Origin of the sequence: Streptomyces lincolnensis, from assembly GCF_021173675.1 — a bacterium.
GTDB classification, from domain to species: Bacteria; Actinomycetota; Actinomycetes; order Streptomycetales; family Streptomycetaceae; genus Streptomyces; species Streptomyces lincolnensis_B.
Genome location: NZ_JAIHON010000003.1, coordinates 515670 through 535873 on the forward strand (window position 1 = coordinate 515670; position 20204 = coordinate 535873).

17 protein-coding genes are annotated in these 20204 nt (G+C 71.8%); 16 read left to right on the plus strand and 1 reads right to left on the minus strand.

Features of this window, described 5'->3' with window-relative positions; all coding sequences use genetic code 11:
* Position 1 precedes the first annotated feature (1 nt).
* The 12 genes from K4B79_RS09395 to K4B79_RS09450 all read left to right on the plus strand — a co-directional run bounded on the left by K4B79_RS09395 (position 2) and on the right by K4B79_RS09450 (position 12881).
* Positions 2-1294 (plus strand): O-antigen ligase domain-containing protein, encoded by a 1293-nt coding sequence (locus K4B79_RS09395; RefSeq protein ID WP_232025911.1) that lies wholly within the window; start codon positions 2-4, stop codon positions 1292-1294.
* A 2-nt stretch (positions 1295-1296) separates the two neighbouring features.
* Positions 1297-2490, plus strand: coding sequence for a glycosyltransferase (locus tag K4B79_RS09400; protein WP_232025913.1), 1194 nt, complete (start codon positions 1297-1299; stop codon positions 2488-2490).
* Positions 2487-3743, plus strand: a complete 1257-nt coding sequence (locus K4B79_RS09405) for a class I SAM-dependent methyltransferase (protein ID WP_232025915.1) — start codon at positions 2487-2489, stop codon at positions 3741-3743. Before K4B79_RS09400 ends, K4B79_RS09405 begins: the two co-directional genes overlap by 4 nt.
* Complete coding sequence (locus K4B79_RS09410) at positions 3740-4534, plus strand: glucose-1-phosphate cytidylyltransferase (protein ID WP_232025917.1); 795 nt, start codon at positions 3740-3742, stop codon at positions 4532-4534. The genes K4B79_RS09405 and K4B79_RS09410 overlap by 4 nt, the downstream gene beginning before the upstream one ends.
* Complete coding sequence (locus K4B79_RS09415) at positions 4531-5178, plus strand: PIG-L deacetylase family protein (protein ID WP_232025919.1); 648 nt, start codon at positions 4531-4533, stop codon at positions 5176-5178. Before K4B79_RS09410 ends, K4B79_RS09415 begins: the two co-directional genes overlap by 4 nt.
* Positions 5179-5181: 3 nt before the next feature.
* On the plus strand, positions 5182-6207 hold the full coding sequence (locus K4B79_RS09420) for an NAD-dependent epimerase/dehydratase family protein (protein ID WP_232025921.1): 1026 nt from the start codon (positions 5182-5184) through the stop codon (positions 6205-6207).
* 89 nt (positions 6208-6296) lie between these two features.
* Positions 6297-7550 (plus strand): DUF4910 domain-containing protein, encoded by a 1254-nt coding sequence (locus K4B79_RS09425; RefSeq protein ID WP_232026241.1) that lies wholly within the window; start codon positions 6297-6299, stop codon positions 7548-7550.
* Complete coding sequence (locus K4B79_RS09430; RefSeq protein WP_232025923.1) at positions 7547-8854, plus strand: hypothetical protein; 1308 nt, start codon at positions 7547-7549, stop codon at positions 8852-8854. The genes K4B79_RS09425 and K4B79_RS09430 overlap by 4 nt, the downstream gene beginning before the upstream one ends.
* On the plus strand, positions 8851-9795 hold the full coding sequence (locus K4B79_RS09435) for a glycosyltransferase family 2 protein (protein ID WP_232025924.1): 945 nt from the start codon (positions 8851-8853) through the stop codon (positions 9793-9795). The genes K4B79_RS09430 and K4B79_RS09435 overlap by 4 nt, the downstream gene beginning before the upstream one ends.
* Positions 9792-11006 carry a polysaccharide pyruvyl transferase family protein gene (locus K4B79_RS09440; protein ID WP_232025926.1) on the plus strand — a complete coding sequence of 405 codons (1215 nt, stop codon included), beginning with the start codon at positions 9792-9794 and terminating at the stop codon, positions 11004-11006. Before K4B79_RS09435 ends, K4B79_RS09440 begins: the two co-directional genes overlap by 4 nt.
* Positions 11003-11554, plus strand: coding sequence for a dTDP-4-dehydrorhamnose 3,5-epimerase (rfbC, locus tag K4B79_RS09445; RefSeq protein ID WP_232025928.1), 552 nt, complete (start codon positions 11003-11005; stop codon positions 11552-11554). The genes K4B79_RS09440 and rfbC overlap by 4 nt, the downstream gene beginning before the upstream one ends.
* Positions 11555-11561: 7 nt before the next feature.
* Positions 11562-12881, plus strand: coding sequence for a glutamate-1-semialdehyde 2,1-aminomutase (locus tag K4B79_RS09450; protein WP_232025930.1), 1320 nt, complete (start codon positions 11562-11564; stop codon positions 12879-12881).
* Between the two features lie 2 nt (positions 12882-12883).
* Here the strand turns inward: K4B79_RS09450 and K4B79_RS09455 are convergent, their stop codons facing one another.
* A complete protein-coding gene (locus K4B79_RS09455) occupies positions 12884-13639 on the minus strand; it encodes a phosphatase PAP2 family protein (RefSeq protein WP_232025932.1) in 756 nt (251 codons plus the stop codon).
* Positions 13640-13798: 159 nt separating this feature from the next.
* Between K4B79_RS09455 and betA the strand changes: the two genes are divergently transcribed.
* The 4 genes from betA to K4B79_RS09475 all read left to right on the plus strand — a co-directional run bounded on the left by betA (position 13799) and on the right by K4B79_RS09475 (position 20204).
* Positions 13799-15451 carry a choline dehydrogenase gene (betA, locus tag K4B79_RS09460; protein ID WP_232025934.1) on the plus strand — a complete coding sequence of 551 codons (1653 nt, stop codon included), beginning with the start codon at positions 13799-13801 and terminating at the stop codon, positions 15449-15451.
* A 177-nt stretch (positions 15452-15628) separates the two neighbouring features.
* Entirely contained in the window at positions 15629-17098 is a 1470-nt protein-coding gene (locus K4B79_RS09465; RefSeq protein WP_232025936.1) for an aldehyde dehydrogenase family protein, read from the plus strand.
* Positions 17099-17118: 20 nt separating this feature from the next.
* Positions 17119-18204 carry a quaternary amine ABC transporter ATP-binding protein gene (locus tag K4B79_RS09470; RefSeq protein WP_232025938.1) on the plus strand — a complete coding sequence of 362 codons (1086 nt, stop codon included), beginning with the start codon at positions 17119-17121 and terminating at the stop codon, positions 18202-18204.
* Positions 18204-20204 carry an ABC transporter permease gene (locus K4B79_RS09475; RefSeq protein ID WP_232025939.1) on the plus strand — a complete coding sequence of 667 codons (2001 nt, stop codon included), beginning with the start codon at positions 18204-18206 and terminating at the stop codon, positions 20202-20204. Before K4B79_RS09470 ends, K4B79_RS09475 begins: the two co-directional genes overlap by 1 nt.

Below are 20204 nucleotides of genomic sequence, written 5' to 3' on the forward strand. Positions count from 1 at the left end.
GATGACCGCGGACATCAGGCAGGGCGGACCCGGGACGGCGGCCACGCGGCCCGACACCGAGCCGCGCCCCGCGGGCCCCCCGAGGATCGTCGGGATCGCCTGGGGGCTGCTGATCCTCAACACGCTCGGCTCCGCCGGGGCCAGGACCGTCATCCCGCTGCCCCGCTCCCTCATCCAGATGATCACGATGGGAGCGCTGGCCGCCGCCTTCGCGCTGGCGCTGGCCGCCAACCTCCGGCCGCGCGTCCGGGCCAGCGCCTACCTGCTGCTGCTCACCCTGCTGCTGGTGCCGAGCGTGATCGCCAGCGCGAACCTGGAGTCCGGGTTCGGCGCGCTGTTCCGCTGCGCCCGGCTGGCCCTCTTCGTCGGCACCTTGTGGCTGCTCAGCCGCTGGTGGGACGGCGGCCTGACCTTCGTCCGGAGCCACATACGGATGTATTTCGCGGTGCTCGGGTCGGTGGCCGCCGGCCTGCTCGTCTCACCGGGCGCGGCCATGCCCGAGCTCTACGGCGGGAGGCTGGTCGGCGCGTTGTGGCCGCTCACCCCGCCGCAGATCGGACAGTACGCGGCGGTGATCATCGGGCTCACCGTGCTGCTGGTGGTGGGGCGCCGGGCCGACCGGGCCAGTGCCGCGGTGGTGATCGTGCCGTCCCTCGCCCTGCTCGCGCTGACCCACACCCGGACGGCCACGCTCGGCCTGCTCATCGGGCTGCTGCTGGCGATCGGCTCGCTCATTCTGACCAGCGCCCGCGCCCGCCGGTTCTTCGCCTGGGCGGTGCTGTGCGCCACGGTGGCCGCGGTGGGGTTCGGCTCCCTGCTGCAGGCATGGTTCCTGCGCGGACAGACCCAGGAGTACTTCACCAGCCTCACCGGCCGGGCCAAGGTCTGGGACGCGCTGCTGGCGGAACCCCGGACGACCGTGCAGCAACTGTTCGGCACGGGCCTGGGCGACAAGTCCTTCGGGGGACTGCCGATCGACAACAGTTGGCTGGCCGTCTACCACGAGCAGGGCCTGACCGGTGTCGTCCTGGTGGCGGCCGTCATCGTCGTCCTCGGCGGCGTCGCCCTGCTGCGGCCACCGTCGATCCAGCGGGCCTGCGCGCTCTTCCTGATCACCTACTGCGGGATCGCCTCGTACACCGAGGCCGGGCTCGGCGACGCCTCGCCGTATCTGCTGCATCTGGCCGTGGCCGCCTCGCTCCTGGCCACACCCGCCGCGGCGACGCGCCTGCCGGCGCCCGCCGTTCCCCGACGACGCGTCCCGCGCTGGGCCCATGGACAGGAGGTGAGCTGAGCATGCACGTCCTCGTGGTGCACAACCGCTACTCCTCGGCGCAGCCGAGCGGCGAGAACAAGGTCGTCGACCAGGAGGTGGCGCTGCTGCGCGGGGCCGGCCACCGGGTCGGGCTGTTCGAGCGGCGCAGCGACGACATCGCCGCCCGCTCCCTCCCCGGCAAGGCCGCGGTGCCGTTCCTGGTGCCGTGGAACCCGGCCGTCCGCAGGGAACTCGCCGCCCGGCTGCGCGCCGACCGGCCGGACGTGGTGCACATCCACAACGTCTTCCCGCTGCTGTCGCCCGCGGTCCTGGCCGCCTGTGCCGACGCCGGGGTGCCGGCCGTCGCCACCCTGCACAACTACACCCAGGTCTGCCCGCCCGGCACGCTGCAACGCGACGGCCGGCCGTGCACCGAGTGCGTCGGCACGTCGCCGCTGCCCGCCGTCCGGCACGGCTGCTACCGCGACTCCCGGCTGGCGACGGTGCCGCTCGCGGTGAGCCTGTCGGCCAACCGCCGGCGCTGGCGGACCGGAGTGGCGCGGTTCCTGTGCATCTCCGCCGCGCAGCGCGACGTCCTGGTGCGGGCCGACATGCCGGCCGAACGGCTGGTCGTGAAGCACAACTTCGTGCCCGACCCCGGCATGACCCGAGCCGGCGACGGCGAGCATCTGCTCTATCTCGGCCGGCTCGCGGAGACCAAGGGCGTACGGCTGCTCATGGCGGCCTGGGACCGGATCGCCGCCGAGGGGGGAGTGGGCCTGCCCCTCGTGATCGCCGGGGCGGGGCCGCTGGAGCCGGAGGTGACCGCCTGGGCGGCGGGCCGGGACGACGTACGTCAAGTCGGCCTGCTGGACCCGGCGCAGTGCCGTGAGGCGGTCGCGCGGTCGGTCGCCGTGGTGGCTCCCTCGACGTGGCTGGAGGCGTTCGGGCTGGTGGTCGTGGAGGCGATGGCGGCGGGCGTCCCGACCGTCGCCGCCGGCCACGGGGCCTTCGTCGAACTGATCGAGGACGGGGTGACCGGACTGCTGCACCGGCCGGGCGATCCGGCCTCCCTCGCGTCCGGCATACGCCGGATCGCGGCCGACCCGGACCGCAACCGGGAGATGGGCCAGGCGGCCAGGCGCCGCTACGAACAGGGTTTCAGCCCGCAGGTCGGGCTGGAGCGGCTGGTGGACGAGTACCGCATCGCAATCAACATGGGGGGCAGTAAATGACACGATGCAGACTGTGCGGCTCGACCGCGACGGCGAGCGTCGTCGACCTCGGGGCGACACCACCGTGCGAGAGCTTCCTCGCGGCGGACCAACTGGACCAGCCGGAGCCGGCGTACCCCCTGCACCTGCGGGTCTGCACGGAGTGCTGGCTCGCGCAGATCCCTCCGCTGATCACGCCGGAGGAGACGTTCAAGGAATACGCCTACTTCTCCTCGTACTCGACCTCCTGGGTGGAGCACGCGCGCACCTTCGTCGCCGACGCCGTACGGCGGCTCGGCCTCGACGCCGAGGACAAGGCCGCGGAGAAAGAGGCCTTCGTGGTCGAGGTCGCGAGCAACGACGGGTACCTGCTCAGGCACGTGGTGGACCGGGGGATCCGCTGCCTGGGCATCGAGCCGTCGGAGAACGTCGGCGCCGCGGCACGGGACGCGGGCGTGCCCACGCTCACGGAGTTCCTGAGCCCCGAGACCGGCGCGGCCGTGCGCGCCGAGCACGGCCCGGCGAACCTGGTCGTGGCCAACAACGTGTACGCGCACATCCCCGACGTGGTCGGGTTCACCCAGGGGCTGCGCGCCCTGGTCGCCGACGACGGCTGGGTCTCCATCGAGGTGCAGCACCTGCTGACCCTGATCGAGGACAACCAGTACGACACGATCTACCACGAGCACTTCCAGTACTACACGGTCGCCTCCGCGATCCGGGCCCTGGCCAGCGGCGGACTCGCCCTCGTGGACGTCGAACTGCTGCCCACCCACGGCGGCTCCATCCGGCTGTGGGCCCGGCCGGCCGAGGTGGCCGGCGAGCCGACGCAGCGGGTGGCCGACGTGCTGGCCCGGGAGAAGGCAGCCGGGCTCCAGGAACTGTCCGGGTACACTGAGTTCTCCGCCCGCGTCGCCAAGGTCCGCCGGGACCTGCTGCGGTTCCTCGTCGAGGCGGCCGAGCGCGGCGAGACGGTCGTCGGCTACGGCGCCCCCGGCAAGGGCAACACCCTCCTCAACCACTGCGGCATCCGGCCCGACCTGCTCGCGTACACGGTCGACCGCAACCCCTACAAGCACGGCAGGTTCACCCCGGGCACCCGCATCCCGATCCTGCCGCCCGAGCGGATCGCCGCCGACCGGCCGGACTACGTGCTCGTCCTGCCGTGGAACCTGCGCACCGAGCTGGTCGAGCAACTGTCCTACGTGCACGACTGGGGCGGCCGACTGGTCTTTCCCATCCCGGAACTGAGCATTGTCGAGGTCACGCGATGAAGGTCGTCCTGTTCTGCGGCGGTTACGGGATGCGGATGCGCGAGGGCGCCTCCGACGACGTACCCAAGCCGATGGCGATGGTCGGCCCGCGGCCGCTGATCTGGCACGTGATGCGCTACTACGCGCACTTCGGGCACACGGAGTTCATCCTGTGCCTCGGGTACGGGGCCCACCACATCAAGGACTTCTTCCTCAACTACGAGGAGACGACGTCCAACGACTTCGTACTGCGCAACGGGCACACGGAGTTGCTGTCCACCGACATCGCCGACTGGACGATCACGTTCGCGCAGACCGGCATCGAGTCACCGATCGGGGAGCGGCTGCGCCGGGTGCGGCACCACCTGGACGGCGACGAGATGTTCCTCGCCAACTACGCCGACGTACTCACCGACGCCCCGCTGCCGGAGATGATCGACCGCTTCGCCCGGCGCGACGCGGGGGCCTCGATGATGGTGGTGCCGCCGCAGTCCTCCTTCCACTGCGTGGACCTGGGCGAGGACGGCCTGGTGGGAGGCATCACCGCGGTGAGTGAACTGCCGCTGTGGGAGAACGGCGGCTACTTCGTGCTCCGCCAGGAGGTCTTCGACCACATACCGGAGAACGGCGACCTGGTCGCCGACGGATGCGCCCAACTGGCCAAGCGCGGCCGGCTGGTGGCCCACCAGCACCGCGGGTTCTGGAAGCCGACCGACACCGTGAAGGAGCGGGCCGCCCTCGACGCCGCCTACGTCCGGGGCGACCGGCCCTGGGCCGTGTGGGAGCACGACCGTGCGGGGGTCGGGGCGTGATCCGACTCGACACCGGGCGCCTGGACCGGATCGTCGCGGTGGGCGCGCACTGCGACGACATCGCCATCGGCGCCGGCGGCACCCTGCTCGCGATGTGCCGCGCGCGGCCGGGACTGCGTGTCGACGCGCTGGTGCTCTCCGGCGGCGGCAGCGAGCGCGAGCAGGAGGAACAGGCCGCGCTCACCGCCTTCTGCCCCGGCTCCGACCTGCGGCTGACCGTGCACAAGCTGCCGGACGGACGGCTGCCCGTGCACTGGGACGAGGCCAAGGCCGCGGTCGAGGAACTGCGCGGACGGACCGAGCCGGACCTGATCCTGGCCCCGCGCACCGATGACGCGCACCAGGACCACCGCGGCCTGGCACGGCTGATACCGACCGCGTTCCGCGACCACCTGGTCCTCGGCTACGAGATCGTCAAGTGGGACGGCGACCTCGGCCGCCCGGCGGCGTACCGGCCGCTGTCACCGGAGCTCGCCGAACAGAAGGTACGGCTGTTGCAGGAGCACTACCCCTCGCAGCGCCACCGTCCCTGGTACGACCGCGAGGCCTTCCTCGGCCTGGCCCGGATCCGCGGCATCGAATGCCACGAGCGCTACGCCGAGGCGTTCGCCGTCACCAAACTCACGCTCAACCTGGGGGGTTGAACCATGCGCGTACTGCTGACCGGACATCAGGGCTACCTGGGCACCGTGATGGCCCCGGTCCTCACGGCCGCCGGACACGAGGTCGTGGGCCTCGACGCCGGCCTGTTCGCCGACTGCGTGCTGGGCCCGGCTCCCGCGGACCCGCCCGGGCACCGGGTGGACCTGCGCGACGTCACGGCCGACCACCTGGCCGGGATCGACGCCGTGATCCACCTGGCCGCGCTGTCCAACGACCCGCTGGGCTCACTGGCGCCGCAACTGACGTACGACATCAACCACCACGCGTCCGTACGGCTCGCCCGGCTGGCCCGGGACGCCGGAGTGCGGCGCTTCCTGTACGCGTCCACCTGCTCGGTCTACGGCGCCGCCGGCGGCGACGACCTGGTGGCCGAGGACGCCCCGCTGCGCCCGGTGACGCCGTACGCGGAGTCCAAGGTGCGGGTGGAGGACGATCTGCACGCCCTGGCCGACGGCGACTTCAGCCCGGTGTTCCTGCGCAACGCCACCGCCTTCGGCTTCTCGCCCCGGCTGCGCGCCGACATCGTGCTGAACAACCTGGTGGGCCACGCGCTGCTGTCCGGCGAGGTGCTGGTGCTCTCCGACGGCACCCCCTGGCGCCCGCTGGTGCACGCCGTCGACATCGCCCGCGCCTTCACGGCCGCGCTGAGCGCGCCGTACGAAGCGGTGCACGACCGGGCGTTCAACATCGGCAGCGAGATCAACAACGTCACGGTCGCCGAGATCGCCGGCCAGGTAGCCGAGGCGGTGGCCGGTTCGAAGGTGGTGATCACCGGCGAGACCGGTGCCGATCCACGGTCGTACCGGGTGGACTTCTCCCGGTTCCGGGCCGCCATCCCCGGCTTCGACTGCGAGTGGACGGTGAAGCGGGGCGCCCTCGAACTCGCCGACGCCTACCGCGAACACGGGCTGACCCGGCAGGACTTCGACCAGCGCTTCACCCGGCTCGCCGTGCTGCGGGCGGCGTCCGACGCCGGAACCGTCGACGACACCCTGCGGTGGCGCCGATGACCGAGACCGGCGAGCAGTCGACGACCGAGACCGGCCGGCAGCCGACGACCGAGAGCAGCGAACAGCCGACGACCACCACCGGCGAGGAGATGTACGCCCTGGTCGAGCGGCTGTATCCGCTGTGCCGGAGCATCACCGGCGACGGCGTGCGCGCCACCTTGGACATCGTCGGGGAGTACCTCCCGCTCCAGCGGCACGAGGTGCCGACCGGCACGCAGGTCCTGGACTGGACCGTGCCGCAGGAGTGGAACATCCGCGACGCGTACATCGCCGACACCACCGGCCGCCGGATCGTCGACTTCGCCGCGTCCAGCCTGCACGTGCTCGGCTACAGCGTGCCCGTGTCGGCGACCATGCCGCTGGCCGAGCTGCGGGACCACCTGCACACCCTGCCGGACCACCCGAGTTGGGTGCCGTACCGCACCAGCTACTACCGGCCCCAGTGGGGGTTCTGCCTGGCCCAGGACACCCTGGACGCGATGCCGGACGGCGAGTACGAGGTCCGCGTCGACTCCACCCTCGCCGACGGTCATCTCACCTACGCCGAGCACGTGGTCCCGGGGCAGGTCCCCGACGAGGTGATCGTCTCCTGCCATGTCTGCCACCCGTCGCTGGCCAACGACAACCTGGCCGGCATCGCGGTGGCGACGTTCCTGGCCCGGGCGCTGGCACGGCAGACGCCGTACTACACCTACCGGTTCATCTTCGCGCCCGGCACGATCGGGGCGATCACCTGGCTGGCCCGCAACGCGGAGCGGGTGGACCGGGTCAAGCACGGGCTGGTGCTGGCCTGCGCGGGCGACCCGGGCCACCTGACGTACAAGCGGAGCAGGCGCGGCGACGCGGAGATCGACCGGGTGATGCGGCACGTGCTGACCGCCTCCGAACGCCCGCACCGGATCACCGAGTTCACCCCGTACGGCTACGACGAGCGGCAGTACTGCTCACCCGGGTTCGACCTCGGCGTGGGCTCGCTCACCCGGACCCCGTACGCCGGCTACCCCGAGTACCACACCTCGGCGGACAACCTGGACCTCGTCTCCCCGGAGGCGATGGCGGACACCCTCGCGGTCTGCCGCGAGGCGTTCGCCGTCCTCGACCGCAACCGGCGCTACGTCAACCTCAGCCCGTACGGTGAACCACAGCTGGGCCGACGCGGGTTGTACGACTCGCTCGGCGGCCGCAGCGACGCCCAGCAGGCCCAGATGGCCATGCTCTGGGTGCTCAGCCTGTCCGACGGCGAGCACTCTGTGCTGGACGTCGCCGAGCGGGCCGGGCTGCCGTTCGACACCGTCGTCGCCGCCTCCGACGCCCTGCACGGCGCCGGGTTGATCAAGGCATGACGACAGTGACCACCGAGGGGGAGGAGACGGCTCCGTCGGCACCACGGGCCGGACCGGCCTGGCGGGCCGTCGCCGGCCGGCTGTCCTGGGGACTGGCCGACCAGGCGGCCTCCAGCCTGACCAACTTCGCGGTGGGCATCTACGTGGCCCGCTCGCTCGGGCCGGCCGCGTTCGGTGTGTTCAGCCTGGCCTGGGTGACCTACGGCGTCGTGCTCAACGTCTCCCGAGGCCTTGCCACCGACCCCCTCGTGGTGCGCTTCAGCGCCGTGCCGGTCGCCTCCTGGCGCGCGGCGGTGGCCCGGTCGTCGGGTACCGCGCTCGGCGTCGGTACCGTCCTCGGCGCGGTGTGCGCGGTGGTCGGGCTCTGCCTCGGCGGCGGCGTCGGGCTCGCGTTCGTCTGGCTCGGCGTCGTGCTGCCGGCGCTGCTGCTCCAGGACGCCTGGCGGTTCGCGTTCTTCGCCGCCGGCAACGGACGCAAGGCGGTCGTCAACGACCTCGTCTGGGGCGTCGCGCTCGTCCCGGCCATGGTGGTGGCGGCCCGCGTGGGCAGCGTGTCCGCCTTCGTGCTCGCCTGGGGCGCGTCCGCCGCCGTCGCCGCGGTCTACGGCTGCCTCCAGTGCGGCATCCGGCCCAGGACGACGGGAGCGCGCGGGTGGCTGCGCGAGCACCACGACCTCGGCTACCGGTACCTGGTCGAGAACGTCAGCCTCAGCGGCGCGGTCCAGCTGCGGGCCTACGGGCTCGGCGCGATCGTCGGGGTCGGCGCGGTGGGTGTGGTCCGGGGCGCGGAGCTGCTGCTCGGGCCGTTCCTCGCCCTGCTGATGGGGCTGTCGCTGGTCACCGTCGCCGAGGCGGCACGGGTACTGCGGCAGGCCCCGCACCGACTGGCCCGGTTCTGCCTGCTGCTGGGCGGCGGCCAGGCCGTCGCCGCGCTGCTGTGGGGCGTGGCGCTGCTGCTGGTGCCGGACCGGGGCGGCGAGCTCGTGCTCGGCGCCGTCTGGCACTCCGCCTCCGAACTCATCGTGCCGGCCACACTCGGCGTCGCGGGCGCCGGCCTCGGCGTCGGCGCGGCGTCCGGACTGCGCGCCCTCGGCGCGGCCCGGCGCAGCCTGCGCAGCCAGCTGTTCGCCTCCGCCTGTTACGTCACCGGCGGACTCGGCGGAGCGGCCGTGGGCGGCACGGTCGGCTCGGCCTGGGGCGTCGCCGCCGCGACCCTCAGTGCCTCGGCCGTGTGGTGGCTGCACCTGCGGGCCGCCCTGCGCGAGCACCACCAACCCCCCATCCGTGAAGTGAGGACCTCATGACCCATCCCCGGTTGAGCATCGGCCTGCCCGTCTACAACGGTGAGGAGTACCTGGCCGAATCGCTCGACGCCCTGCTCGGCCAGACCTACGAGGATTTCGAACTGGTCGTCTCCGACAACGCCTCGACCGACAGGACCGAGGAGATCTGTCAGAAATACGCCGCGCGGGACTCACGCATCCGCTACCTGAGGCTGCCCCGGAACATCGGCGCCGCGCCGAACCACAACTACGTGTTCACCCAGTGCCGCGGCGAGCTGTTCAAGTGGGCCTCGCACGACGACCTGTACGCCCGGGACCTGCTGGAGCGCTGCGTGCGGGCGCTCGACGAGCGGCCGGAGGTGATCCTCGCGCACGCCGACCAGGCGGTCATCGACGAGGACGGCAAGGTGAAGGTCCCCTACCCGTACACGCTCGCCACCGCCTCGCCGCACGCGCCGGAGCGCTTCCGCAGCTACCTGTTCGAGCCCGGCGGCGACGACTTCTACGGGGTGATGCGGGCCGACATGCTGCGCAAGGTCAGGCCGCACGACAGCTACCACCACGCGGACCGCACCTTCGTCGCCGAGATCGTCCTGCGCGGGCCCTTCCACCAGGTGCCGGAGCTGCTGTACTTCCGCCGCGACCACCCCACCCGCGCGGAGCGGGCCAACCCGTCCAAGCGTTCCCGGTGCGTCAACCTGGACCCGCGCCGGGCAGGCCCGCTCCACCCGACGCCCCGGCTGCTCGCCGAGTACGTCTGGGGCTTCGCCTCGGCGATCCGACGGGCGCCGCTGTCCCCGGCCGACCGGCACGCCTGCTACCGCCACCTCGCCGCGTGGATGACCAGCCGGGTCCGGCCGGGCGCCGGTGAGCGGGTCGAGGACCGCGCCCCGGTCGACCCCGCCCTGCTCACGGTCTCCGTCGACGACCTCGTCGCCGGCCGCGAGGGGAGGCAGGCGTGACCCCTGCCCGCGTCGGGGTGTTCGGCCTCCTCGGCTCCGGCAACCTCGGCAACGACGGGTCGCTGGAGGCCGTACTCGGATACCTCCGCGCCCGGCACCCGGACGCGGTCGTGGACGCGCTGTGCGGCGGACCCGAGGTCGTCACGGCCCGGTACGGGATCCCCGCGACGCGGCTGCACTGGTACCGCGGCGAGTACCGCACCGCCTCCCGTGCCGGCGCGATCGCGGCGAAGGGCCTGGGTAAACTCGTCGACGTCGTCCGGACCGCCGCCTGGGTGCGCCGCCACGACGTGGTGATCGTGCCGGGCATGGGCGTCCTGGAAGCCACGCTGCCCCTGCGGCCCTGGGGTTTCCCGTACTCGCTGTTCCTGCTCTGCGCGAGTGGCCGGCTGCTCGGCACCCGGGTCGCGCTGGTCGGCGTCGGCGCCGCCCCGATCGGCGACCGGCCGACCCGGGCCCTGGTCCGCCTCTCGGCACGCCTGGCCGCGTACCGCTCCTACCGTGACGCCCAGTCCCGCGACGCGCTGCGGGAGATGGGCGTGGACACCGCGCACGACGAGGTCTATCCGGATCTGGCGTTCGCGCTGCCGGTTCCGGAGGCGAGCGCGCCCCCGGACGGCCCGCCGGGCCCGGTCTGCGTCGGCGTCATGGACTTCCACGGCGGCAACGACGACCGGGCCCGGGCCGAGGAGATCCACCGGCGCTACCTCGACGGGACGACCCGCTTCGTCCGCGCGCTGGTCGAGGACGGCAGAACGGTCCGGCTGCTCACCGGCGACGCGTGCGACGCGCCGGTGGTCGCCGCGATCCTCGACGCGGTGGACTCGCCGCTGGTCACCGCCGCCGAGACGGCCTCGCTGGCCGACCTGATGGAGGAGACGGCGGCCGCCGACACCGTGGTGGCGACCCGCTACCACAACCTGATCTGTGCCCTGAAGGCCGGCACACCGACGCTCGCCCTCAGCTATGCGGCCAAGAGCGACGCGCTCATGGCCCGGATGGGCCTGGGCGCCTACTGCCACCCGGCCCGCGAGGTCGACGCCGACCGGCTGCTGGAGCAGTTCCGGGAGCTGGAGAAGCACGCGGCCCAGCTGCGGCGGACGCTCCGCGAGCGCAACCAGGTCGCCGCCCGGCAACTGCAGGACCAGTTCGACGAGTTGACCGCGGCCCTGTTCCCCGCCGCCGACCACGCCCCGATGGAGACTCCATGAAAGCCACCGAAGTCCCGGAGATCGCCGGGGCGTACCTCTTCGAACCGACGCCGTACGCCGACGAACGCGGCTTCTTCTGCCGCACCTTCGACGCCGACGTGGTCCGTTCGGTGGGCCTCGACCCGAACGCCTTCCTCCAGGACAGCGTGTCGCGCTCCGCCCGGGGCGTGCTGCGCGGCCTGCACCTGCGCTCCGGCGCCGGCGAGGCCAAGCTCGTGCGCTGCTCGTACGGGAGGATCTTCGACGTCGTCGTGGACCTGCGGCCGGACTCGCCGACGTACCGCAACCGCGCCTTCTTCGAGCTGTCCGGCGAGACGCAGGCGACCCTCTACATCCCGGCGGGGTGCGCGCACGGCTTCCAGGCGCTCACCGACACCGCCGACACCTCGTACCGGATCGACCGCCCGCACGATCCGGACGAGGACGTGACGATCGCCTTCGACGACCCGGAGCTCGCCATCCCCTGGCCGCTGCCGGTCACCTCGATGTCCCTGCGGGACCGGGAGGCGCCGAGCCTCGCCGATGCCCTGAAGCACCAGGAAGGATGAGGTCGGCGTGGAAGAGTTCCTGCTCCCTCGGTCACAGGCGGCGAACGAGCGCCTGCACGCCCTGATCCCCGGTGGCGCGCACACCTACGCCAAGGGCGACGACCAGTACCCCGAGAACCTGGCCCCGGTCATCAGCCACGGCCGCGGTGCCCATGTGTGGGACATCGACGGCAACCGCTACGTCGAGTACGGCTCAGGCCTGCGGTCGGTCAGCCTCGGCCACGCCCACCCCCGCGTGATCGAGGCGGTGCGGCGGGAACTCGACCGCGGCAGCAACTTCGTCCGGCCGTCCCTCGTGGAGGTCGAAGCCGCGGAACGCTTCCTGGCCACCGTGCCGACCGCCGAGATGGTGAAGTTCGCGAAGAACGGTTCCGACGCCACCACCGCCGCGGTCCGCCTGGCCCGCGCCGCCACCGGCCGCCCGCGGGTGGCCCTGTGCGCCGACCATCCGTTCTTCTCCACCGACGACTGGTTCATCGGCACCACACCGATGTCCGCGGGCATCCCATCGGCGACCACCGACCTCACCGTGTCCTTCCCGTACGGTGACCTGGCCGCCGTGGAAGAACTGCTCACCCGGTACGAGGACGAGATCGCCTGCCTGATCCTCGAACCCGCCACCCACACCGAGCCGCCGCCCGGATATCTCGCCGGCCTGCGCGATCTGGCCGACCGGCACGGCTGCGTCCTGGTCTTCGACGAGATGATCACCGGCTTCCGCTGGTCCGAGGCGGGCGCCCAGGGCCTGTACGGCGTCGTCCCCGACCTCTCCACCTTCGGCAAGGCGCTGGGCAACGGCTTCGCGGTCTCGGCGCTGGCGGGGCGTCGCGCCCTGATGGAACGGGGCGGGCTGCGCGACCGGCACGAGCGCGTGTTCCTGCTGTCGACCACGCACGGCGCGGAAACCCACTCCCTGGCCGCCGCGATGGCCGTACAGGCCACCTATGCGGAGGAAGGCATCACCGCTCAACTCCACGCCCTCGGACAGCGGTTGGCGGCCGGCGTCCGGGAAGCCGCGGCGAGCATGGGCGTCGGCGACCACGTCGTGGTCCGGGGCCGGGCCAGCAACCTGGTCTTCGCCACCCTCGACGAGAACCACCGGCCGTCGCAGGAGTACCGCACCCTGTTCCTGCGCCGGCTCCTGGCGGGCGGGGTACTGGCCCCCTCGTTCGTCGTGAGCAGCGCGCTCACCGAGGCCGACATCGACCACACCGTCGACGCGGTCGCCCAGGCATGTGCGGTGTACCGCAAGGCACTTGACGCCGCCGACCCCACCCCCTGGACGGCCGGACGGCCGGTGAAGCCGGTGTTCCGCCGCCTGGCCTGACGTCAGCGACGCTCCGGTCGACGGGCGTCGGCCACCCGGTCGACCAGCCACGCGGTCGCCGGTACCACCGCCAGCGCGGTGCACCAGCCGCCGAGGACATCGGTCGGGTAGTGCGCACCCAGGGAGACCTGGGCCCAGCCCATGGCGGCACCGGCGACCAGCGCGGCACCGGCCACGAGGAACGTGCCGGCCGTCCTGCCGAGGCCGGGCCGGCCGGCCGCGCACAGCGCCACCGCGAGGACGACCGCGGTGACGAAGGCGGTGTGCCCGCTCGGGTAGGACAGGTGCCCGTCGTGGATGGTGCGTCCCACCAGGGGCTTGAGCAGTGTCGTCGCCCCCACGGTGAGGCCGGCGCCGGCCACGGCGAGCACCGCCGTGCGAGGACGCCGCACCAGCAGACAGCCCGCCACGGCGACCACGACCAGCATCGCCGCGCCGACGGGCTCGCCCCAGAAGTCGATGGCCAGCGCGAGGCGCCGCCACGGCGGCCGCACGCTGTCCGCCGTCGGATCGACGAGCCACCTGTCCACCCCGCCGGACTCGCTGTGACCGGCGTACAGGATCCCGAGCACGACGACCACCAGCGCCGCGAGAGCCGACGCCGACCCGAGCCAGGCGCGCGGCGGTGGAGGCAGCGCCGCGCGCTCCGACCGGCGGACGTCCGGTTCCGTTGCGGCCAGGCGATCCAACGCGAGCCCCCCGTCGTCGCGGTGCGGTCCCGAACTCGCCCGCCCGGCCGTCCCCTTGGCCGAGGGCATCGGGATCAGACCCCTCCTCGTCACCCTAGCCAAGCGGGTCCGGCCCCGCCGGGGATATCGCCAATGACCTCACAGGTTGCGTCGTATGCAACCTGGTGCGCATAGCGCTACCGCATTACCATGCCTCGCGTATCTATGGCGCGAGCGAGACGAGGCACCATGGCTTCCCAGCAGTACGACTTCGTCATCGTCGGCGGTGGTTCGGCCGGCAGTGCATTGGCGAACAGACTCTCCGCGGATCCGGGCAACCGCGTACTGGTCCTGGAGGCGGGCCGGTCCGACTATCCCTGGGACGTGTTCATCCACATGCCCGCGGCGCTGACCTATCCGATCGGCAGCCGGTTCTACGACTGGAAGTACGAGTCCGAGCCCGAACCCCACATGGGCGGCCGTCGCGTCTACCACGCCCGCGGCAAGGTACTGGGCGGCTCCAGCAGCATCAACGGCATGATCTTCCAGCGCGGCAACCCCCTGGACTACGAGCGCTGGGCGGCCGACGCGGGCATGGACACCTGGGACTACGCGCACTGCCTGCCCTACTTCCGGCGTATGGAGAACTGCCTCGCGGCCGATCCGGACGACGAGTTCCGCGGCCACGACGGCCCTCTGGTCCTGGAGCGCGGCCCGGCCACCAACCCGCTCTTCGGCGCCTTCCTCAAAGCCACGGAGGAGGCGGGCTACGCGCCGACGGACGACGTCAACGGCTACCGGCAGGAGGGCTTCGCCCAGTTCGACCGCAACGTCCACCGCGGCCGCCGCCTGTCGGCGTCCAAGGCCTACCTCAAGCCCGCCATGAAGCGGCCCAACCTCACCGTCACCACCCGCGCCCTGGTCACCCGTGTCCTGTTCGAGGGCAAGCGCGCCGTCGGTGTCGCGTACCGCGTCGGCAGGGGACCGACCCGGACGGTACGGGCCGGGGAGGTCATCCTGTGCGGCGGCGCGATCAACTCCCCGCAGCTGCTCCAGCTCTCCGGCGTGGGCAACGCCGAGGAACTGACCACCCTCGGGGTCGACGTCGTGCACGACCTGCCGGGCGTCGGCGAGAACATGCAGGACCACCTGGAGGTCTACGTCCAGCACGCATGTAAACAGCCGGTCTCCATGCAGCCGTACATGGCGAAGTGGCGGGCCCCCTTCATCGGGCTCCAGTGGCTCTTCCGCACCGGCCCGGCCGCCACCAACCACTTCGAGGCCGGCGGCTTCGCCCGCAGCAACGAGGACGTCGACTATCCCAACCTGATGTTCCACTTCCTGCCGATCGCGGTCCGCTACGACGGCTCCTCGCCCTCGGGGGGCCACGGCTACCAGGTGCATGTCGGGCCGATGTACTCCGACGCCCTGGGCTCGGTGAAGATCAGGAGCCGGGATCCGCGCGTCCATCCGGCGCTCCGCTTCAACTACCTCTCCACCGAGCAGGACCGCCGCGAATGGGTCGAGGCGATCCGGGTGGCCCGCAGGATCCTGGAGCAGCCCGCGCTCGCCCCCTACAACGACGGGGAGATCTCGCCCGGTCCGACGGTGGAGACGGACGAGGAGATCCTCGCCTGGGTCGCCAAGGAGGGCGAGACCGCCCTGCACCCCTCCTGCACCTGCAAGATGGGCACCGACGACATGTCCGTCGTCGACCCCACCAGCATGCGCGTGCACGGCCTGGACGGCCTGCGCGTGGTGGACGCCTCCGTCATGCCCTATGTCACCAACGGCAACATCTACGCGCCCGTCATGATGATCGCCGAGAAGGCCGCCGACCTGATCCTCGGCAAGGAGCCGCTCGCGCCGTCGAAGGCCGCGTTCTACCGCCACCGCGGCTGAACGGCCGTCGTATACAACGGCGGGACGTCCGGGCGTCGTCCGTGGTCGGGCGAGTGCCGCCCTGGTCGAATCGTCACCGGCCAACCCCTTGACGTGGGTCCGGCCATTCGCCAGGGTGTTCCACCACAAGCAATCGGGTGCACAATGCGCAACGGCTTCCCTCGAAAGGCTCGGCGCGTGGCAGACCTGTACGTGGATGGCGAATGGCGGGATCCGGTGGCCGGCGGGCGTCGGGAGATCCGGTGTCCCGCCGACGGCACGCTCGTGGCGACGGTGTCGGAGGCAACCCGCCCCGACACCGGGGCGGCCATCGCCGCGGCCCGCCGCGCCTTCGACGCCGGGCCCTGGCCGCACACCCCCGAACGGGAGCGCGGCGCCCTGCTGTCGCGCGTCGCGGACATCCTCGAACGTGACGCCAAGGACTTCGCCCGCGCCGAGTCGCTGGACACCGGCAAGCGGCTGGTGGAGAGCGAGTACGACATCGCCGACGTCGCCGCCTGCTTCCGCCACTACGGCGGACTCGGCGGCACCGACGCCGGACGCGTCATCGACACCGGCCGCGACGACGCCGTCAGCCGCGTCGTGTACGAGCCGGTCGGCGTCTGCGGACTGATCACCCCCTGGAACTACCCGCTGCTGCAAGCGAGTTGGAAGGTCGCCCCGGCGCTGCTCGCCGGCAACACGATCGTCCTCAAGCCCAGCGAACTCACGCCCTCCACCTCCATCCTGCTGATGCGGGCCCTTGAGGAGGCAGGACTCCCGGCCGGCGCAGCCAACCTCGTCCTGGGCACCGGGCCCGAGGTCGGCGCACCCCTGTCCGAGGACCCCGCCGTCGACATGGTCTCCTTCACCGGGGGACTGGAGACCGGCAAACGCATCATGGCCACCGCCGCGTCGAGCGTGAAGAAGGTGGCGCTCGAACTCGGCGGCAAGAACCCCAACGTCGTCTTCGCCGACGCCGACTTCGAGACGGCCGTGGACTTCGCGCTCACCGCCGTCTTCCTGCACTCTGGGCAGGTCTGCTCGGCCGGCGCCCGCCTGATCGTCGAGGACTCCCTGCACGATCGTCTCGTCGACGAGATCGTCCGCCGTGCCCGGCGGATCCGCCTCGGCGGCCCCTTCGACCCCGAGGCCGAGACCGGAGCGCTGATCTCCGCCCAGCACCTGGCGAAGGTCGAGGCCTACGTCGACGCCGGACTCGCCGAGGGCGCCGTCCTGCGCTGCGGCGGCGCCCGCCCCGACGACCCCGCACTGGCCGACGGCCACTACTACCCGCCCACCGTGCTCGACGAGTGCCGCCAGGACATGCGTGTGGTCCACGAGGAGTCCTTCGGTCCCGTGCTCACCGTGGAGCGCTTCACCGACGAGGACGACGCCGTACGCATCGCCAACGACACCGAGTACGGACTCGCCGGTGCCGTCTGGACCCAGGACGCCGGCAAGGCCCAGCGGGTCGCCCGGCGGCTGCGCCACGGGACGGTGTGGATCAACGACTACCACCCCTATGTGCCGCAGGCGGAATGGGGTGGCTTCGGGCACTCCGGCGTGGGCCGGGAACTGGGAGCCACCGGCCTGAACGAGTACCGCGAGCCCAAGCACATCTGGCAGAACATCCAACCCCGGCCGCAGCGCTGGTTCCGCGGCTGAACGCCGAAAAGAGGTCGAACGTGACCACACAGACCGAGGTGCCGCAGCGGCGCGGCACGCCCCAGGACTCGGGCTCCACCCCGGTCATCTCCGTGCGCAGGCTGTGGAAGGTGTTCGGCCCCAAGGCCGACCAGGTGCCGGACTCCGAGGAGCTGCGCGGCCTGACCCGCCGCGAGCTCATGGACCGCACCGGATGCACCGCTGCCGTACGCGACGTCGCCTTCGACGTCTCGCCCGGCGAGGTCTTCGTCGTCATGGGCCTGTCCGGCTCGGGCAAGTCCACCCTGGTGCGCTGTCTGACCCGGCTGATCGAACCGACCGCCGGCGAGATCGTCTTCGAGGGCGAGGACATCCGCCAGGCCGACGCCGGGCGCCTGCGCGACCTGCGGCGCCGCAAGTTCTCCATGGTCTTCCAGCACTTCGGGCTGCTGCCCCACCGCCGTGTCCTGGACAACGTCGGCTTCGGCCTGGAGATCCGCGGCGCCTCCCGCGCCGAACGCACCAGGCGGGCCCAGGAGGTCGTCGACCTGGTCGGCCTCGCCGGGTACGAGAACTCCTACCCCGACCAGCTCTCCGGCGGTATGCAGCAACGCGTGGGCCTGGCACGGGCGTTGGCGGGCGACCCCGACGTCCTCTTCTTCGACGAACCCTTCTCGGCACTCGACCCGCTGATCCGCAGGGACATGCAGAGCGAGGTCATCCGCCTGCACCACGAGGTCGGCAAGACCATGGTGTTCATCACCCACGACCTGTCCGAGGCGCTCAAGCTGGGCGACCGCATCCTCATCATGCGCGACGGCCAGATGGTCCAGTGCGGCACCGGCGACGAGCTGGTCGGCGCCCCGGCCGACGACTACGTCCGCGAGTTCGTCAAGGACGTGCCGCGCGGCGACGTGCTGACCCTGCGCTGGATCATGCGCCCGCCGGAGGACGGCGACCCGCTGGACGGTCCCGAACTGGGCCCGGACGTGGTGGTGAAGGAGGCCACCCGGGCCGTCCTGGCCGCCGACAAGCCGGTCAAGGTCGTCGAGAACGGCAAGCTGCTCGGCATCGTCGGCGACGAGGAGATCCTCGCGGTGGTCGCCGGACGGGAAGGCGACGCCTGATGACCGTCGTCATGGAGAAACCCGGGAAGACGGAGTCGGCGCGACCCGCCGCTCCCGTCAAGGAAGCGCGCAGGCCGAGCCGGTCCATGATGGTGGCCGGGATCGTCGTCCTGTGGCTGGTGCTGTTCGCCGTACTGCGCGGGAAACAGACCCTGGCCCTGGCGGCGGCGGACCTGACCGACCTGCACCGGTGGTTCAACGACGTCAACGACTCCATCGGCGCCAACCGCAACTCCAACCCGCTCTTCCTGTACTTCTTCAACGAGATCCGCCTGGTCATCGACACCCTGGTGACCTTCGTCCAGGAGCTGATCTCCCAGCCCTCGGGCGACCGCCCCCTGCCGCAGATCGGCTGGCTCGGAGTCGTAGGCATCGCCGGCTATGTCTCCTGGGCCGTGGGCAACTGGCGGGTCGCCCTGCTGGCGGTGGCCGGTTTCACCTTCCTGGGCCTTCAGGGCCTGTGGCAGGAGAGCATGGACACCCTGGCGCTGACACTCACGGCCGTCTTCGTGGCGCTGCTGTTCGCGATCCCGATCGGGGTGTGGGCCGGGCTGTCGGACCGGTTCAACCGGATCGTCACGCCCTTCCTGGACTTCATGCAGACGATGCCGACCTTCGTCTACCTGGCACCGCTGACCCTGTTCTTCCTCATCGGCGGTGCCTCCGCCACCATCGCCACCGCGATCTACGCGGCCCCGCCGACCATCCGCATCACCGCGCACGCCATCCGCAACGTCTCCAGGACGACGGTCGAGGCGGCCGACTCCCTCGGCGCCACCCGCCGCCAGTCGCTGCTGAAGGTCCTGCTGCCGATGTCCAAGCGGACCGTGGTGATGGGCGTCAACCAGACCATCATGGCCGCCCTGGCCATGGTGACCATCGCGGCCCTGATCAACGCGCCGGGCCTCGGCGTGGTCGTCCTGCAGGCGCTGCAGTCGCTCGACGTCGGCACGGCCTTCAACGCGGGCCTCGCCATCGTGGTCATGGCGATCGTCCTGGACCGGGTGACCACCGCGGCCGCCGCCCGCGAGGAGAACGCGCGGCGCTCCAAGAACCGCCTCCTGAAGCGGCGGCGGCCGCTGCTGGGCGCCGGTGCGGCCGTCACGGCGGTCCTGATCCATCTGTCGCACACCTACCTGTGGGCGGCCGAATTCCCCGGTGACGGCACGGTCGGCAGCCACATCGCGAGCGCGGCGGACAGCGCGACCAACTGGGCGCAGGACAGCCTCTCGGGCGTCACCAACGCCATCCGTGACGTCATCACCAACGGTCTGCTCAACCCGTTCCAGACGCTGGTCACCGACTCCCCGTGGTGGCTCGTCGGCGCGGTGCTGGTGGCGCTGGGCGTGGTGCTCGGCGGCTGGAAGTCCGGGGTCACCACGGCCGTGTGCGTGGGCCTGCTGGTCGGCACCGGTCTGTGGTCGGACGCCATGACCACCCTGGCCTCGACGCTCGTCGCAACGGTCCTGGTGATGGTGCTCGGCATCGTCTTCGGGGTGTGGATGGGGCGGAGCATGATGGTGGACCGGCTGATCCGGCCCACCCTGGACGCCGCCCAGGTCATGCCGCCCTTCGTCTACCTCGTGCCGTTCCTCGCGCTGTTCGGCCCCACCCGCTTCACGGCCATCGTCGCCGCGATCGTCTACGGGGCCCCGGTCGCCATGAAGATCATCGCGGACGGGATCCGGGCGGTGCCCGAGACCACCGTGGAGGCGGCGACCTCCGCCGGGTGCAACACCTGGCAGATCATCACCAAGGTTCAACTGCCGATGTCACGCAGTGCCCTGACGCTTGCGACCAACCAGGGCCTGATCTACGTGCTGTCGATGGTTGTTGTGGGCGGCCTGGTAGGTGCGGGCGCCCTCGGCTACGACGTCGTGGCCGGATTCTCACGGGGGGAGCTGTACGGGAAGGGGCTTGCCGCGGGTCTGGCCATCGTCCTTCTCGGAGTCATGTTCGACCGGATCACTCAGGCCGCGGCGCGCCGCGCCACCGCTTAA

What these genes read in the sequence shown, in the direction of transcription:
- K4B79_RS09395 (WP_232025911.1), top strand. Translation starts at nt 2, where the DNA reads ATGACCGCGGACATCAGGCAGGGCGGACCCGGGACGGCGGCCACGCGG.
- rfbC (WP_232025928.1), top strand. Translation starts at nt 11,003, where the DNA reads ATGAAAGCCACCGAAGTCCCGGAGATCGCCGGGGCGTACCTCTTCGAA.
- K4B79_RS09410 (WP_232025917.1), top strand. Translation starts at nt 3,740, where the DNA reads ATGAAGGTCGTCCTGTTCTGCGGCGGTTACGGGATGCGGATGCGCGAG.
- K4B79_RS09405 (WP_232025915.1), top strand. Translation starts at nt 2,487, where the DNA reads ATGACACGATGCAGACTGTGCGGCTCGACCGCGACGGCGAGCGTCGTC.
- K4B79_RS09425 (WP_232026241.1), top strand. Translation starts at nt 6,297, where the DNA reads ATGTACGCCCTGGTCGAGCGGCTGTATCCGCTGTGCCGGAGCATCACC.
- K4B79_RS09435 (WP_232025924.1), top strand. Translation starts at nt 8,851, where the DNA reads ATGACCCATCCCCGGTTGAGCATCGGCCTGCCCGTCTACAACGGTGAG.
- K4B79_RS09430 (WP_232025923.1), top strand. Translation starts at nt 7,547, where the DNA reads ATGACGACAGTGACCACCGAGGGGGAGGAGACGGCTCCGTCGGCACCA.
- K4B79_RS09420 (WP_232025921.1), top strand. Translation starts at nt 5,182, where the DNA reads ATGCGCGTACTGCTGACCGGACATCAGGGCTACCTGGGCACCGTGATG.
- K4B79_RS09455 (WP_232025932.1), bottom strand. Translation starts at nt 13,639, where the DNA reads ATGCCCTCGGCCAAGGGGACGGCCGGGCGGGCGAGTTCGGGACCGCAC.
- K4B79_RS09475 (WP_232025939.1), top strand. Translation starts at nt 18,204, where the DNA reads ATGACCGTCGTCATGGAGAAACCCGGGAAGACGGAGTCGGCGCGACCC.
- betA (WP_232025934.1), top strand. Translation starts at nt 13,799, where the DNA reads ATGGCTTCCCAGCAGTACGACTTCGTCATCGTCGGCGGTGGTTCGGCC.
- K4B79_RS09400 (WP_232025913.1), top strand. Translation starts at nt 1,297, where the DNA reads ATGCACGTCCTCGTGGTGCACAACCGCTACTCCTCGGCGCAGCCGAGC.